Source organism: Pontibacter pamirensis (assembly GCF_010015475.1).
GTDB lineage: Bacteria > Bacteroidota > Bacteroidia > Cytophagales > Hymenobacteraceae > Pontibacter > Pontibacter pamirensis.
This window is the reverse complement of sequence record NZ_SSNI01000029.1, coordinates 1-15,660: the sequence shown is the minus strand read 5'-3', so window position 1 is coordinate 15,660 and position 15,660 is coordinate 1. Positions and strand designations below refer to the sequence as shown.

The 15,660-nt window shown below is 47.5% G+C and carries 11 protein-coding genes; 8 read left to right on the top strand and 3 right to left on the bottom strand.

Annotation, left to right across the window (positions count from 1 at the left end; all coding sequences use genetic code 11):
- Positions 1-15: 15 nt before the first annotated feature.
- A complete protein-coding gene (locus tag E1919_RS19480; protein WP_162055097.1) occupies positions 16-1,638 on the top strand; it encodes a RagB/SusD family nutrient uptake outer membrane protein in 1,623 nt (540 codons plus the stop codon).
- Between the two features lie 165 nt (positions 1,639-1,803).
- Positions 1,804-3,009, top strand: coding sequence for a DUF2264 domain-containing protein (locus tag E1919_RS19475; RefSeq protein ID WP_162055096.1), 1,206 nt, complete (start codon positions 1,804-1,806; stop codon positions 3,007-3,009).
- A 142-nt stretch (positions 3,010-3,151) separates the two neighbouring features.
- On the opposite strand, the gene E1919_RS19470 is transcribed toward E1919_RS19475, so the two are convergent.
- Together E1919_RS19470 and E1919_RS19465 are read right to left on the bottom strand one after the other, a co-directional pair.
- Positions 3,152-5,233, bottom strand: coding sequence for a plastocyanin/azurin family copper-binding protein (locus E1919_RS19470; protein ID WP_162055095.1), 2,082 nt, complete (start codon positions 5,231-5,233; stop codon positions 3,152-3,154).
- Positions 5,234-5,264: 31 nt separating this feature from the next.
- On the bottom strand, positions 5,265-7,151 hold the full coding sequence (locus E1919_RS19465; protein WP_162055094.1) for a 3-keto-alpha-glucoside-1,2-lyase-like domain-containing protein: 1,887 nt from the start codon (positions 7,149-7,151) through the stop codon (positions 5,265-5,267).
- Between the two features lie 606 nt (positions 7,152-7,757).
- Here E1919_RS19465 and E1919_RS19460 point away from each other — a divergent pair.
- From E1919_RS19460 to E1919_RS19435, 6 genes are all read left to right on the top strand, one after another.
- On the top strand, positions 7,758-8,768 hold the full coding sequence (locus E1919_RS19460; RefSeq protein WP_162055093.1) for a GntR family transcriptional regulator: 1,011 nt from the start codon (positions 7,758-7,760) through the stop codon (positions 8,766-8,768).
- A gap of 502 nt (positions 8,769-9,270) precedes the next feature.
- On the top strand, positions 9,271-10,044 hold the full coding sequence (locus E1919_RS19455) for a 3-keto-disaccharide hydrolase (RefSeq protein WP_162055092.1): 774 nt from the start codon (positions 9,271-9,273) through the stop codon (positions 10,042-10,044).
- 116 nt (positions 10,045-10,160) lie between these two features.
- The gene (locus tag E1919_RS19450; protein WP_162055091.1) at positions 10,161-11,225 is read left to right on the top strand and encodes an aldose 1-epimerase family protein; all 1,065 of its coding nucleotides are present in this window, start codon (positions 10,161-10,163) and stop codon (positions 11,223-11,225) included.
- A gap of 14 nt (positions 11,226-11,239) precedes the next feature.
- Positions 11,240-12,463 carry a class I mannose-6-phosphate isomerase gene (locus E1919_RS19445; RefSeq protein ID WP_162055090.1) on the top strand — a complete coding sequence of 408 codons (1,224 nt, stop codon included), beginning with the start codon at positions 11,240-11,242 and terminating at the stop codon, positions 12,461-12,463.
- 85 nt (positions 12,464-12,548) lie between these two features.
- Positions 12,549-13,613, top strand: a complete 1,065-nt coding sequence (locus tag E1919_RS19440; protein ID WP_162055089.1) for a sugar phosphate isomerase/epimerase family protein — start codon at positions 12,549-12,551, stop codon at positions 13,611-13,613.
- An 18-nt stretch (positions 13,614-13,631) separates the two neighbouring features.
- Entirely contained in the window at positions 13,632-14,831 is a 1,200-nt protein-coding gene (locus tag E1919_RS19435) for a Gfo/Idh/MocA family protein (protein ID WP_162055088.1), read from the top strand.
- 243 nt (positions 14,832-15,074) lie between these two features.
- Here E1919_RS19435 and E1919_RS19430 read toward each other — a convergent pair whose 3' ends face one another.
- Positions 15,075-15,515: a hypothetical protein gene (locus E1919_RS19430; protein WP_162055087.1), complete on the bottom strand. Its 441-nt coding sequence runs from the start codon at positions 15,513-15,515 to the stop codon at positions 15,075-15,077.
- Positions 15,516-15,660 lie beyond the last annotated feature (145 nt).

The window sequence follows — 15,660 nt, the reverse complement described above, 5'->3', positions numbered from 1 at the left end:
TAACTTTTGATACAGATGAAAAAATACATAAAGATATTTGTTTGCGCCTGTGTTGGCTTGCCAGCCTTTACAGCATGCGATGATTCTTTCCTGGATGAAGAAGTATTAAGCTCCTACTCGCCAACAACGTTGCGGGACTTACCAGGTTTAGAAGCATCTCTGGTAGGCCTTTATAACCATAACAGCACGTTTTACAGCGTAAGTTGGGCGCAGGGGTGGCCGTCAGTCTGGCATGTAGGTACTGATGTGGCATGGCCTGCGCAACCACAAGGTATTGAAAACCCCTACTATAACTATAATACGTTGACACCTCTGGATGGGGCCGCAGACCATACCTGGAACTGGGGCTATGCCATGATCAATAACGCCAACGTTATAATCCAGAACGTTGAAAGCCCTGATCTTACAGGCGTACCAGATACTGAAAAAGACAGGATTAGTGCAGAGGCACGTTTCTTCAGAGGGCTTGCCTACAACACCTTAGCCACTGCTTTTGGTGGCGTTCCGCTGGTGACAGAGCCACTAACTGCTCCTAAAACAGACTTTGTGCGTGCTCCGCTGGAGGATGTGAACAACCAGATCTTAACGGATCTACTGTTTGCAGCAGAGCATTTGCCGGATATAAATAATATACCCGCAGCGATGCAAGCCAGAGCCAACAAATATATGGCAAACCAGCTACTGGCAGAGGTTTACCTTAGAATTGGAGAGCCTGCCAAAGCCGAAGAGCAGGCAAACATTGTCATTAACAGCGGCGCGTTCAGTTTGGTAACGGAACGTTATGGTGTGGTGGCAAACCAACCAGGTGATCCCTTTTCTGATATGTTTAAGTATGGAAACCAGCGCAGAAGACAAGGAAACACGGAGGCAATCTGGGTAATGGAAGCTGAGAACCCGAGAAACGTGCCAGGCGGTATGACAGATAATCCGCAGCAGCGCCGTGTGTGGGTAGCTTCTTACCATAGCAGGCCAGGAATGACTCCGGCTGATTCACTTGGCGGCAGGGGAATTGCCAGAATCAGGCTGAACAATTGGGTGTTGTATGACCTGTATGATGAGAATGATATCCGCAACTCAGAATATAACATCAACAGAAAGCTGTATTATAACGATCCTGATCCGAAATACAGTAATATTTACAAAACAAGAGTACCTTATGAAGGTCCGGATACGCTTTTCATCATCAATCCTTATACCATGAAATGGGGCCATTTTGATCCGCAGGATGTGTTTGGATATGGTATGTGGAAAGACTTTATCCTGATGCGCCTGGGCGAAACGTACCTGCTCCGAGCAGAGGCTCAGTTCAAACAAGGTAAACTGGCTGAAGCTGCTGAGTCTATCAACATGTTGAGGGAAAGAGCTGATGCGCCGCTTGTTTCTGCCGCCGACATCACACTGGACTTTATATTAGACGAGAGAGCAAGGGAACTGCTAGGTGAGGAAAACCGCCGCTTCACGCTAATGCGCACGGGTACGCTAGTAGAAAGAGCTAACAGGCTAAACACTAATGTGCCAGGACTGCCAGAAAACAGGCAAATCACCGGGCTGTCAGAAATGCACTTGCTGATGCCAATTCCGCAGAATGAAATTGACCTGAACAAAGATGCTGTGCTGGAGCAAAACCCAGGTTACTAAACCAGGAATGTTACGGAGCAGATAATTTTTTAACTTGGCGCTCCATAAAGCAAATCTCCAAAGCATTTTTAGAGATTTACTTTATGGAGCGTCTTTATTTTATAGTTGATATAACTCACCATGATATCATTAAAACAGAGTTCGAAATTATACACTACCTTTTTAATGCTACTGCTATGCTGCCTGACGCAGCCAGCACTGGCACAGAAAAAGAAAGCAGCCGCTGCCAACGAAAGAGAAGTATGGCTGCAGTATATGGACAAAGTAGCCAGGCCGGTTATGTTTAATCTGGCAGCGGATCAGTTAAAAGAGAAAATGCCCGTAGCCCTGTCTGAGAAAATTGACAATAAGGCGTCGCGGGAGAAGGTAGCTTACCTGGAGGCTTTTGGCAGGGTCATGAGCGGCATAGGCCCATGGCTCAACCTCGAAGGCGGTTCGAAAGAAGAGGTAGCCTTACGAAACCAGTACCGGCAATGGGCTTTGAAAGCTGTGGCCAACGCTGTAAATCCGGCTGCGAAAGACTACATGGAGTGGAATGGCGGACAACCCTTAGTGGATGCATCTTTCCTGGCCCTGGGCCTGATAAAGTGCCCCTGGTTGTGGGAAAACCTGGATAGCAAAGTGCAGGATCAGGTGATTACAGCTTTCAAAACGACACGAAACACCGTTCCGGTTTACTCTAACTGGATATTGTTTTCAGGAATGATAGAAGCCTTCTTTGCTAACTATGGAATAGAATATGATGCCGTCCGGGTTGAATACGGAATCAGGGAGTTTTCAGAGCACTGGTATGTAGGAGATGGCATGTACTCTGATGGAATGAATTTCGCGCTGGATTACTACAACAGCTATGTTATTCAGCCTTACATGGCAACCATACTCGAAGTTGCTGCCAAACAAAACAACAGGTATGAGCGCTATGCGCCCAAGTTCGACAAGATCAGCAAGCGTTACGCCGAGATACAGGAAAGATACATCAACACAGATGGCTCTTTCCCTGTTATCGGCCGATCCATTGCCTACCGTGGCGGGGCATTTCATCATCTGGCAGATATTTCGATGCGGAAGCAACTGCCGGAGTCTCTTACCCCCGGGCAGGTACGGAGTGCTTTAACAGCAGTTAACAAGAAAACACTGGATGCACCTTCTTCCTTTACAAAAGATGGCTGGCTTAATATAGGGTTGTATGGCTACCAGCCGGATGCAGCGGACTTTTACATTACCACCGGCAGCCTCTACCTCTGCGCCACGATTTTCCTCCCACTCGGCTTGCCGCAATCAGACCCTTTCTGGTCAGCGCCGGCAGCTCCCTGGACAGCCGTAAAGGCCTGGACAGGTCAGGATTTTCCTGCAGACCATGCCTTGCATTAGAAATACATTAAAGCCTGTGTAGGCCCAAAAAAAGCCCGTACTGAAATGTCTCAGTATGGGCTTTTTTATGAGGTAAAAGTGAAGCTAAATTATAGCTCTTATCTTCTGATGCTGAATTAGCGTACTTTCAATATTCATTAAGCTATTGCACTACCTTAAATGTACCCTGCATCACATAAAAGTGTCCGGGCACTGTGCAGACAAAAGTATAATCGCCGGGCTCATCAGGTGCTTCAAAATAAATTGCCTCCGTTTCACCGGGCTGCAGCAACTTTGTGTGGTACAGCAATTTGTCTGTTTGCGGAATATAGTCCTTCTCCTGTCCTTCCAGCCCCAGTTTCATTGCCATTTCACCTACCTCTATGGCAGTGCCCGGTAACACCACTACAAAATTGTGCAGCATGTCGTCATTGTTGTGGAAAACCACTTTTACCTTGCTGCCCGCTTTTACGCGTATCTGAGAAGGGTCGAATTTAAGCCCGGGCTTAGTGCCCACGTTAATGGTAATATCAGACTCTTTCGTCCAGGAAGCAGGCCTTTTGGTAATACGCTTGGCCATTGTGCCAGCGGCTGGCTTTGCAGCAGCAGATTTAGTTGCAGCTGGTTTGGCAGAGGAGGCCATAGCAGCATGACTGCTGTGAGCAGGCGCTGCAATAGCCAGTTTTTCTCCGTCCGGAAACTGGTTGAGCGTGTAGTAGCCTACGTGGTGCAGCAGGGGTTTGCCGTCTGCCCCACGCACACCTTCTGCCGTAATCTCATGTATGTAGCCTTCGCGCAGGCCATCTACCACCAGGCGGGCCTTTAATCCATCTTCCGACACGACGACGCCACGCACCGTGCATTTTTCATTGTTGATAACCGGGCTTCCGTATTCGGCTTGATACTTATAATTGAAACCTGTAATCTGATAAACAGAAGGATCTGCTGCTAGTGTCCGGTTTACAGGTTGTGTAAACTCTATTTCAAAACCATCGGGCATGGCACGCACGGTTTTCATCTCGAAAGGCGTTCTGCCGGTCCAGACAAGGCGCTGCAGGCCGAACAGTTCTTTTCCGGTAGAGGACCAGCCGCGGCTGGTCATGCCACTGAACATGGCTCCATCGCTGCCCCAGATTAGGCGGAGGATACCAGAAGAGAAGCCTTCCCGGAAAGGGAATACAACACCCTGGTACTGGCCTTTTACTTTCTCCAGGGCCACCCGCATAATTTTGCTCTGCCCCTGGTCTCCCACAAAGAACTGGTTGCTGAAAGGACCGAATTTTCCGTTTGTGTTGTCATTCAGGATGCCGGAAGTAGAGATACCCAGGATGCCGTGCGGCAACCATACAGCGGGCGGCTTCAGGGCTTCTACACGTTTCGCCACATCATAAAGGGGCTCTCCGGTATTAGGAATGTCCTGTGGTTTGATGTTGAGAGGTGATCCTGGCAGGTCCGTCCAGCGAAGGCTTTCGGCATTACCCAGGAAGTCACCCTTTTCTATGTGCGAGATACGGCCGGAGCCAACCCAATCGCCCTGGTTCTCGGTGTAGAAAACATCCCCGGCTTCATTAAACCCGAATCCGGAAGGCGAACGCAGCCCGGCAGCTACAGGCGTCATTTGCCCGTCAGGGGTAATTTCCAACATCCAGCCGCGCCACGGGACCAGGCTGACGCCATGTCCGAGGCTATTGCTCCAGCCCAGGTTCAGGGTTACCAGCATGTTTCCGTTTGGCTTAAACAGGGGGCCGTAGGAGTATTCGTGGTAGTTGCCTGACAGCGGCCAGGAGTATACTTTATCGTAGGCGTCCGCCTCTCCGTCGCCATCCATGTCGCGGAGACGCGTGATTTCGCTGCGCTGTGTTACGTAGATGTCGCCGTCTTTATAAGCCAGTCCCAGCGGTTCATGCAGCCCGTAGGCAAAACGCCTGTAGGTTGGTTTGATGTTGCCTGAAACATTCGGATTAGAGATAATCCATACTTCTCCTCGCCGGGTACAGGCCGCGATGCTGCCATCCGGTAATGTGGCTAGGCCCCCGACTTCCAGTATCACCCCTTCCGGTATCGGCAGCGAAATCAACTTATAAAAATCGTCTTCCACTTCCGGAATAGCGTCTTCAGATGTGGTTGGGATACTTCCTGTTTCGACATTTTCCTGCGCCATACCTGCCTGCCCACCCAGGGAAAGCAAACAGAGCGCAACAAGCGTAGCCTTTGTAAGATGTATTAAATGTGATTTTATTCTCATGATGATGTCTTTCCTTCTGTTGCGCTTACGCCTACCAAACAATGTTATACTGTGCCGTTGCGATGCCTCTTCTGGCCTTCACGGGCAGTAGCAGCTCTTTCCTGTTCTCTGCCGTGGTCCGGATAATAGGCCTTACCCTGCGCGGCAATTCTATCAGGTACTCTTTATCGTTGATGGCATAAAGCCCGTTAGGCAGTTTTGTGATTTCGTTTCCTTCTGCCACTCTGCACCACAGTGCCTCCTGCTGCTGGCCGGGTATTACTGCCAGTGAATGGGCCAGTTTCCTTCCTCCTTCAATTACTTCAAAAGCCTCTCTTACACTGGCTCTGCCCAAATCGTATTTAAAGGATGGCCGGCCGTTCTTATCCACTTCATAACCGATGTAGTTATAAGCAGTATTAGAGTCAGGCCATGCCATATTTGCATCTGATAGAAAAGCAAGCGTGGGGTTGCCGGCAAGTTCGATCACGCTTCCCATCGGTACGCCTAGTTGGGGCTCGCCCCGCTCATGCCACATCGGGGTGGTTTCCAGAAAATTGCCGCGCCAGAACTGCAGGAAATCACCCGTACCTAAGTCTACGGTGTAGTTCGCATTGCCGGGTTCTCCTACAGAGATGGTATGTGTTCTTTTCTCTCCATGATGCATGATAAAGCTCCGGAGCATCACCGGCTCGTTTTCAGCCAACACCATAATGGCACCTACCGGCTCTGCTGCACGCAGCGGAGTGTTCAGCGTGGTATAAGGCACGCCTGAGCCTTCCACAGAAAGTGTGAAGTCGTTGCTCTGGGCATACCAATAACCAAATTTCTTCAGGTATGAAAGCTCTACCGGGTGCTCGCCTGCCTCCAACTGTACCATGGCCGTGGCATCTCCGTGCTCGCCGTCAATCACAATTGCTTTTTTGCCACCTATGACTAGCTCCCCGGCACCGTTCGGCCTTTCAGGGTAGTTGTTGTCTTCCGGTATCCAGTCCAGCTTCAGGTTGAACAGGTATTCGCCGGTGTGCGGTATATGAAGGGTTCCGTTTATTTTTCCGCCGAATTTGTCGCGGGTGCCGGAACCCTGGTGGGCCAGTGCCCGAATGTCCATTTCCTTCACAGGCGTTTGGGTGTCGAAGGCAGATACCTCATTCACCTCACCTTCATAGGCTTTCAAGGTCAAGCCCGTCAAGGTGACAGGCTCTGTACCGAATGCTTTGTAGCTGATGTTACGGATGGCGACGCGGCCATGGTCGCCCTGTATCATCAGTGGGCCAAGCGGCTGCTCATCCTGGAAAGCAGCGGCACGCGTTGGCCCTGTCACTTCCACGTTCTCATGAATGGTTACACCGTTATGAATCACCTGCACGAATACAGCATTGGCCGTTTTCTGACCCTGCGCATTAAAACGGGGTGCTCTGAAAACAATTTTGTAATGCTGCCACAGCCCCGGGGCCTTGCTGACATTTACGGCGGGCGGGTGGCCTTCATACCCTTTTCTGTCTCCGGGGCGGTCTTCATCCCAGCGCTCATAGATGGCACCGCAGTCAGCGGCTGTCGGGTTTTGCACGCCCCAGCTATCAAACAGTTGCACCTCGTAGCGCCCCTGCAGGTAGATGCCGGCATCCGACCCTTTGTCCATCATAAAGTCAAGCTCCAGTTCTATGTCGCCATGCTCCATTTTAGTGAACAGGTTGTCTTTGTTCCGGGCTGACAGTTCGTTTACCAGCACGCCGGTGCCTTGTTGTATTTGCCCCCTTCCGGCTTTGCGCAGGTCATAATAGACATCCCCGGCCAGCTGCCAGTTGGCTGCTGCAGGCCTGAAGTCTTCCAGGTTTTGAAGGGAAACGGTTGTGTTAGGTAATTCCCTTGTCTGTGCCATGCTGGCAAAGCTGGTGAGCATCAGAAAGAAGAGAATCGAAAAAGGTTGGTATCTCATGATCTAATAGAAGCGTGTATCAAACACATAATTAAAGAAAGTGATAAACTAAAGCAATTAATAGCCGGATTAACAAGCAGGTTATTAGCGGCGATAGGGGCGAAGCGGTCTTTTGATGCATAACGCATCATCTTTTCAAAATTAATGAACAACCACCCCTGAGACATCTTACATCTGCTCACTACTACAGTCAATTGCGAATATGCTTTGCACAACTAGTTGTAGCAACTGGAGTAACTGACGTTACGCAACACCAGAGCACATTTAATTTTGATTCCCGCTAAGACTCTTCCGCAACGTCATTTGAGTAATTAGTCACTTTTTTATGTTGGATATTTTTATTTATAGGTAGAGGTCTTATATTTAGATAGATATATTAAGCAAGCTAGGGCGGGAAATGCATTGGACCATGTGTTTTATGGCGATGAAAGCAAATTAATAGCTCATGTCTGTTGGGAGTCTCAATCCTATGGGTAACGTGATATCAACTCAAAGGTCCTGATTGTAGTGGAGTTTAAGTCATTGTTGCTGCAAGACTAAGTAGCCGAGAGAGTCTACAGCTTGATATAAAATAACTTTTTATATACTACAAGCCCCTGAATATTTATGTATTATCCTAAAATAAGCAGTACTTGTAAAACCCCGAAATACAAGCAGATCCTTCAGGCTATTATCGACGATGTAGAAAAAGGTGTTCTGAAAAAAGATCAGAGACTACCTTCTATCAATGATTTAAGTGCAGAACTCTGGATAGGACGTGATACTGTAGAGAGAGCATATCGGGAGTTAAGGGGGCAGGGCATTATTACCTCAATTCAGGGGAAGGGTAACTTCATTGCTGGTACTGGTGCCAAAAAGCTAAAAATACTGTTGGTATTTAACAAACTGAGTTCTTACAAAAAAATTATCTACTATTCCTTTCTGAAAACACTTGGTGATAAAGCCACGCTGGATCTGCATATTCACCATTATGATGTTCAGGTGTTTAAGGATATCATTGAAAAGAATTTGGGCAAGTATAATTACTATGTCATTATGCCTCACTTCTCTTATGACGCAGATCAGAATGAATACAAGCGAATACTTAAAAGTATCCCAAGTGAGGAACTAGTTCTACTGGATAAAGACCTTCCTTCTTTAAACTCAAAGTATCTGGCGGTATACCAGGATTTTGAGAAGGATATTTTTAACGCCCTTCAGTCAGCTTTAGATTTATTGAATAAATATCAAAAGTTAACACTAATATTTCCCGTTGACGGGCAATATCCAATTGAGATCCTGAATGGATTTCGTTACTTCTGCCTATGTTATAATAAGAATTTTTCTATCATCAATAACCTTGCTGAAGAAGTGCCGCATATAGGTACAGTTTATATAACCATAGAGGAATCGGATCTCGGGGATTTATTTAAAAAGATTAAACAGTTGAATTTTACTCCAGGTAAGGATCTAGGCATTATTTCATTTAATGATACTGCTTTAAAGGAGGTGCTGTCTGTTACCATAATTACCACTGATTTTGAGGCTATGGGGCAGACTGCTGCTAACTTGCTGTTAAACAAGAAGCAGATAAAGGTAAAAAACTCTTTTTATATGATTCGGCGCACTTCATTATAGAACCTGCAGGATATCTGTAGCTCCTGTTTCAGTAGAAGAGCTTATTGCTAGACTGAATTAGTTCCGATCAGTTTAAGCTGGGTACTACTATGTCATACTTCGCTTAAAATAGATAGTTTTTGCATGCCCTCCGCCTTTCCTACCTTCTAAAGTTGATTCTATGTGCTCCACGTTCGTGAAGGCATACGTTCAAGGCAGCCGCTCAGGAAGATTAGTAAATGCCTTATTTCGAGTTAAGAAAAGTATCTTAAAAAAGCAATATAGAATTTTTTTGTTTAATCAATATTTCTAAAGTCATAAGTATACTTTCTGACTAATAACTCGGTGAAACGGCAAATTGCTTTAGCACTTCGAAAGAACTGCATAGGGTCAGCACAGACCATGACAGTTAGCTGCCGGGATTACAGTAGATTTAACTGACAAGCAAGTATAAAGGAGGTGAAATGTTGCAAGGTGTTTAGTTTGTTATGACCAACTCAGTCCTGAAATAAAAACAACTGATATGAATAAACTCTTAATTAATAAGAAGATGTGGGCGCTGCTGCCTCCTTTTATTCTTTTTACTATTGTGTGGGTGCTGGCTCAGGGAAGTCTTAAAGATGAAGATGGCTTTGTGGAAATATTTGACGGTAAAACACTGAAAGGCTGGGAGGGAGATCCTGCCTATTGGAGAGCAGAAAATGGCAATTTAGTAGGGGAGGTGACGCCGGATAAACTTTTGAAGAACAATACTTTCATTATCTGGCGGGGAGGGCAAACAGAGGATTTTGAACTGAAAGGGGAGTTCCGCCTGACAGAAAACGGTAACAGCGGCATTAATTACAGAAGTGTTGAGGTAGATAGTATTCCCTACGCACTAAGTGGGTACCAGGCAGATATAGATGGCCGCAAGCGCTACACTGGCCAGAATTACGAAGAACGGGGGAGAACAACGCTGGCGTACCGGGGACAGAAAGTGGAGGTAAATTCTCCTGGAAATCAGTCAAAGTCGTTGAGAGACAACGTTAAAAACAATGCCTGGACAGCTACTACGGTAACAGAATCGCTGGGTGCTTCCGACTCTTTAAAAGCCCATATCAAAAGCAATGACTGGAACGAGGTGCATTTAGTTGTAAAGGGTAACAGGATGCAGCACTATGTGAATGATGTGCTGATGAGCGATGTAACGGACAATGACACCATCAACCGGAAGCTTTCAGGTTTGCTGGGGGTGCAGGTGCACGTAGGCCCACCCATGAAGGTCGAATACCGGAACCTGCGCTTGAAGCAGCTGTAGCTTTTGTCTGTACCTGGTGTGTAGCTAAAGTTCAGTAAGCATCATAACAACAAGGAAAAGCAAAGCAGCAGAAGTCGAATCAAAATTACTTCATCATCCTAATCCTTAATAACACATTGGCTCATAAAACCTGGGAAAACAAGATTTGTAACCCTGCACAACTGGGAGGCATAGAGACTTCGGTGATAGACAACGGTGCTGGACGCGGAACCCGTATTGCCTGGATCAACACGGGTACAGGTTTGCGCTACAAGGTGGTAATCGACCGGGCCATGGATATAGCGGATGCTTTCTACAACCAGCATAGCCTTGCCTGGTTGAGCCACTCGGGTATTACCCCTCCCGAACCATTTTCTGATAAGGGGATAGATTGGATCAGAACGTTTGGGGGAGGCTTGCTGGTTACGTGTGGCTTAACGCATGTGGGTAGTCCGGAGGCAGACGCTTATGGTGAGCGTGGTTTGCACGGGCAAATCAGCAACACACCTGCTGAAATCGAATCGATTCTTCAGCCTGATCCCATAGCCGGTAAAATGGAGATGAGCATCACAGGGAGAATCAAGCAAACCCAGTTGTTTGGGCCGAACCTGGAGCTGAGACGAACAATATCAGGAAGGATTGGAGAAGCATCCATCAGTATTCATGATGAAGTGCTAAACCGGGGCAACACGCCTGCTCCTCATATGCTGCTATATCATTTCAACTTTGGTTGGCCATTAGTAGATGAAGGCACGGATATTATCTGGCAGGGAGCATGGGAATCGCGGGAGGGTGAACCATACAACAAAATTTTCCGGGAGGGAAACAACTTCCGGAAATGCTCCGCTCCTTTAGAAGAACATACTGGAGGAGGAGAGGAAGCAGCTTTCATTGATGTGACACCTGATAATGCGGGAGCTTGCGTGTGCGGGCTGTACAACGCTCAAATCGGTATTGCGCTTGCGCTGCGGTTTCAGAAAAAGCAACTGCCCTGGTTAACGAACTGGCAGCATTGGGGAAGGGGCGAGTACGTGACAGGCCTGGAACCAGGTACAAACCCACCCATAGGGCAGGCAAAGGCAAGGGAGCAAAACGAACTCATATACCTGTCACCGGGAGAAAGCAGGACATACAACCTGGAAATTGAAGTACTTAACCATGAAGAAAAAATCAATGATTTTTTAGATAACAACTTAAGCTAACTGTAATAGAAAAAATGGAAACAGTAGAAAAAGTAAGCCTAGCTGCAAAGGCATTAGAGCAAGGAAAAGGTATTCTTCGTTTAGCCCCCACTTGGGTGCCACGTTCATTCTGTGTACCGGGTCGAAGAATAAAGCTGCACCCTGACGATTACTATGTATTGGGAGGGGAGCGCGGCGGTATCGACGAGCGTTGGCTTTCATCCACCACGCCAGCGAAAAATGGTCCGTTAACCGGAGAAAATGAAGGCTTAAGCGCCATCGTTTTCAATGATGGTGCCAACGAAGAGAAAATACTTTTAAAGGATGCCGTTGATGAACTGAAGGGCGAACTGATTGGAGACCGCTTATGGAAGGAGCATGGCAGCTGGCCCATGTATTCCAAGTTCTTTGATAACATGGGTCCCCTGCCGCATCACGTGCATCATAACGACGAACATGCCAAGCTCATCGGCCAGATGGGTAAACCGGAAGCTTACTACTTCCCCCCACAGCTGAATAACCATGGAGGTGATTTCCCTTATACCTTTTTCGGCATCTCGCCGGGCACAACAAAAGGAAAAATTCGCGAGTGCCTGGAGAACTTCTCTAAAGGCGACAACAAAATAACAAACTACTCGCAGGCTTTCCGCCTGGAGCCGGGCACAGGTTGGGATGTTCCGCCAGGACTGCTTCACGCCCCTGGAAGTATGTGCACCTACGAGCCGCAGAAAGCTTCTGATGTATTTGCGATGTACCAATCGCTGGTAAATGAAGCCATCATACCGGAAGAACTATTGTGGAATGGTACTCCAGAGGATAGAGTAGGAGACTTTGACCAGCTACTGGAGGTGCTCGATTGGGAATTGAATGTGGATCCTTACATGATGGAAAACAGGTTTATGGCTCCCAAGCCTGTAAGACCTGTAGAAGAAATGGAAGCCGAAGGATACACCGAAACCTGGGTGTGCTATAAATCAGACGCTTTCAGTGCCAAAGAGCTTACTGTTTCTCCGGGAGCTACGGTAAAAATAAAAGACAGCGCTGCTTACGGCCTTATCATGATGCAGGGGCACGGTAAAATGGGCGTCTGGGACATAGAGACTCCTGCTCTGATTCGTTACGGGCAGTTAACCAACGACGAGTTTTTTGTAAGTGAAAAAGCTGCCAGAGAGGGTGTTAAAATAGTGAACACGTCCTCGACTGATCCGATTGTGATGCTGAAGCACTTTGGCCCAGGCAATCCTGATCTGGTGTTGTAGCTGGCAAACCCAAAAGAGAAGGAGGCATAAAACTCCTCTTCACTATTTATAATTGTTTTTTAAACCTGATAAAATTTATTGGCTTATGAACGAGAATAATTATCCGAAGCTTCACAATGCAACCTGGCCTGGTATCGTGGGAAAAGGTCCTGATTCAGAGCCACCCATTTCTTTTGATTCCATGCTCGAGATGACATCTGCTGCTGAGGTAGACGGGGTAAAGTTTGATGGTGTTGACGTTGGGCTTTTAGAGCCTCATGTTGATATCAATAACATGGATGATGGTATAAAACGGCTGGCAGATAAAGTATCATCATTTAACCTGAACATTGGCACGCTGGTAGCGCCTATTTGGGGTGGCCCGGCCATGGGCAGTAAAGAAGAGCGGACCCAGTTCATCGAACAGGTGCGTAAATCCTGCATTTTTGGAAGCAAGCTGCGCGAAATGGGTGTCCGTCCGCACGGGGTTATTCGCATCGATTCTGCCAGTACGCCGGAGAGTTGGGCCCTTGACCCGGTTGCTAACACAAAGTTGATTGCCCAGACCTTCCGGGAAGCTTGCGATGTAGCTGCCGATTATGGCGAAAAGCTGGCAGCAGAGGGTGAGATTTGCTGGGGAGGCATGCACAGCTGGAAGACGATGATCGATACCTTAGAAGCCGTTGAGAGACCAAACATTGGCTTCCAAGCCGACATGTCGCATACCTTGTTATACCTGCTGGGCTATAACAGGCCAGAAGACCGTATTCTGCCGAAGAACTTCGAGTGGAGCGACCGCGAAGCTTTAACGGATGGACTCAGAACGCTGACCAATGCACTCCGCCCCTGGACGATAGATTTCCACGTTGCCCAGAACGATGGCACCGTACATGGAACAGGTTCACATGATAAAACAGGACGCCACTGCCAGGCACTTGATCCGAACGGAAAGCTGGACATTGCGAAAGACGCAGGTCACTGGCTCCGCGATGAAAAGGGGGAGCTTACAAAGGCGTTCAAACACATCTGCTGGGACGGATGCATGTTCTCTAATGACGTGATGAAACAGCAGCAGACCTGGAACGACATTCTGGCTACTATGATAAAAGTTCGCCAGTTACATGGCTGGTACGAGCCGGAGAAAAAGCCTGTAGCGGCAACTGTTAGATAACCTTCAAATAGCGGATAAATGGGAAAAAATAAAGAACTACGAATCGGGTTGATTGGCTGTGGCCTGATGGGGCGCATCCATACCAACGGGTATAAACGCGCGAATGACTTCTTCCCTGAGCTGGAGTACCGGCCAGTGTTGAAGGCTGCTTGCTCCCGCAGCGAGGACAAAGTACGGGCGTTTGCCGAACAGTGGGGATACGAATCCATCGAAACAGATTGGAAGGCTATCATCGCGCGTGATGATATTGATGCCGTGGATATTTGCACACCGAATGATATGCACGCAGAAATAGCGATTGCAGCTGCTGAGGCCGGTAAAATGATTCTCTGTGAAAAGCCTCTTGCCCGAACCTTGCCCGAAGCACAGCAAATGGTGGATGCCATTGAAAAGGCAGGAGTTAACAACACGGTATGGTACAACTACCGTCGTGTGCCGGCAGTTACGTTGGCGAAACAGATAGTAGATTCAGGCAAACTCGGACGGATCTTTCATTACCGGGCTAACTTCCTGCAAGACTGGACAATTAATGCCAATGTGCCGCAGGGTGGCACCGCGACATGGCGTTTGGACGCGGAAGCAGCCGGTTCTGGTGTGACAGGAGACCTCCTTGCCCATTGTATCGACACCGCCATGTGGTTGAACGGTGGTATAAAGGATGTATCTGCCCTCACCGAGACCTTTATCAAAGAACGTATGCATCAGGAAACGGGAAAGGTGCAGAAAGTGGGCATCGATGATGCCTGCATCTTCCACTGCCATTTTGATAACGGAGCCTTGGGCCTCTTTGAAGCTACGCGTTATGCCCGCGGCCATAAGGCTTTGTATACCTTTGAAATCAACGGCGAACATGCTTCCATCCGGTGGGACCTGCACGATATGAACCGCCTCGAATACTTTGATCATGCGGATGAATCCATTGTCCGCGGCTGGCGCTCCATACATGTTTCTGACAGCGACCAGCCTTATATGGACAGGTGGTGGATACCCGGCACAAGCATTGGATACGAGCATACTTTCCTTCACCATGTAGCCGATTTCCTGAAGAGCCTGGAGACAGGAGAACCATGCTCTCCGAATTTCAGAGAGGCCCTTGAAACGCAGAAGGTATGCCAGGCAGTTTTAGACTCGGCAGCTGAAAGAAGTTGGAAAAACACGGGTGTGGAGTGGAATAAAAAGCAGAAAACAGGACAGGAGCCAGTGTTAGGAGAAGCCTAGGCTAACTTATTGTCTTTGTCATGAAGCTGTTGAAGTATGAACTATCCCATGAAGGTTGATCGTATTTCAGCAGCTTCTCTTTCATGATGCCTTAAAGCCCTGAAGCATATTTCTTGTTTGGCTATCGTGTCGTTTTGAAAATACAAACTTGTTCTTGTGAGAACCAGATAAAGCTTTATTAGGATAAAGGCAAAACAGGTACTGAAACTTTATTCAAAGAGTTCATCCTTTCCCAAACCAGGCTTATAGTTTATTAGTGGGTATATAGCCATGTTCTTCTATCGTAAATTTTTCTTTTACTGCGCTGGAATCCTGCATCCTAATGGTACAGCTAAAGCTTCTTCTTCTCATGGCGCCATAGGTGTCCTGGCTATCGACCCAGGAATCTATCTGGTACCTTTTTTCCCCTAACTGCTTTACATGTTTTAGCCTTTCTTTTGTATTTGGAAATTCAGCTGTGGAAGGTTCCTGAAGAGACGCTATCACAAAATCAGTAGCCAGGTTGTAGGCTTGTAGCTTATCCGCAATACTGTCGTTTTCATAAGCAACCTGTGTTCCACTGGCTACACTTGCTGTTCTTTCTTTTTGCTCATTGGCTTCACCTCTGAAATCATATTGCAAAAAGCCCCATACAACTAGACCCAGAAGAGCCGCCAGCGCAATGAAAATATAAGACGTTCTCATTTTAAAGCAATTTGATTCTTAGAGCATGTTTAAATTTGTAACGTTCTGATTTTTAGTCAATCCGGTTAAGAATGAGCTGACAATTCTGCCATAGTACCCATGCTTCTGCGCTTTTAGTGGTCTTTTCATGGTCTTTGTCGAGCCT

Excerpts from the sequence above, each read along its gene's own strand:
- E1919_RS19460 (WP_162055093.1), top strand. The coding sequence starts at position 7,758 with ATGTATTATCCTAAAATAAGCAGTACTTGTAAAACCCCGAAATACAAG.
- E1919_RS19440 (WP_162055089.1), top strand. The coding sequence starts at position 12,549 with ATGAACGAGAATAATTATCCGAAGCTTCACAATGCAACCTGGCCTGGT.
- E1919_RS19470 (WP_162055095.1), bottom strand. The coding sequence starts at position 5,233 with ATGAGAATAAAATCACATTTAATACATCTTACAAAGGCTACGCTTGTT.
- E1919_RS19480 (WP_162055097.1), top strand. The coding sequence starts at position 16 with ATGAAAAAATACATAAAGATATTTGTTTGCGCCTGTGTTGGCTTGCCA.
- E1919_RS19455 (WP_162055092.1), top strand. The coding sequence starts at position 9,271 with ATGAATAAACTCTTAATTAATAAGAAGATGTGGGCGCTGCTGCCTCCT.
- E1919_RS19435 (WP_162055088.1), top strand. The coding sequence starts at position 13,632 with ATGGGAAAAAATAAAGAACTACGAATCGGGTTGATTGGCTGTGGCCTG.
- E1919_RS19445 (WP_162055090.1), top strand. The coding sequence starts at position 11,240 with ATGGAAACAGTAGAAAAAGTAAGCCTAGCTGCAAAGGCATTAGAGCAA.
- E1919_RS19430 (WP_162055087.1), bottom strand. The coding sequence starts at position 15,515 with ATGAGAACGTCTTATATTTTCATTGCGCTGGCGGCTCTTCTGGGTCTA.
- E1919_RS19465 (WP_162055094.1), bottom strand. The coding sequence starts at position 7,151 with ATGAGATACCAACCTTTTTCGATTCTCTTCTTTCTGATGCTCACCAGC.
- E1919_RS19475 (WP_162055096.1), top strand. The coding sequence starts at position 1,804 with ATGCTACTGCTATGCTGCCTGACGCAGCCAGCACTGGCACAGAAAAAG.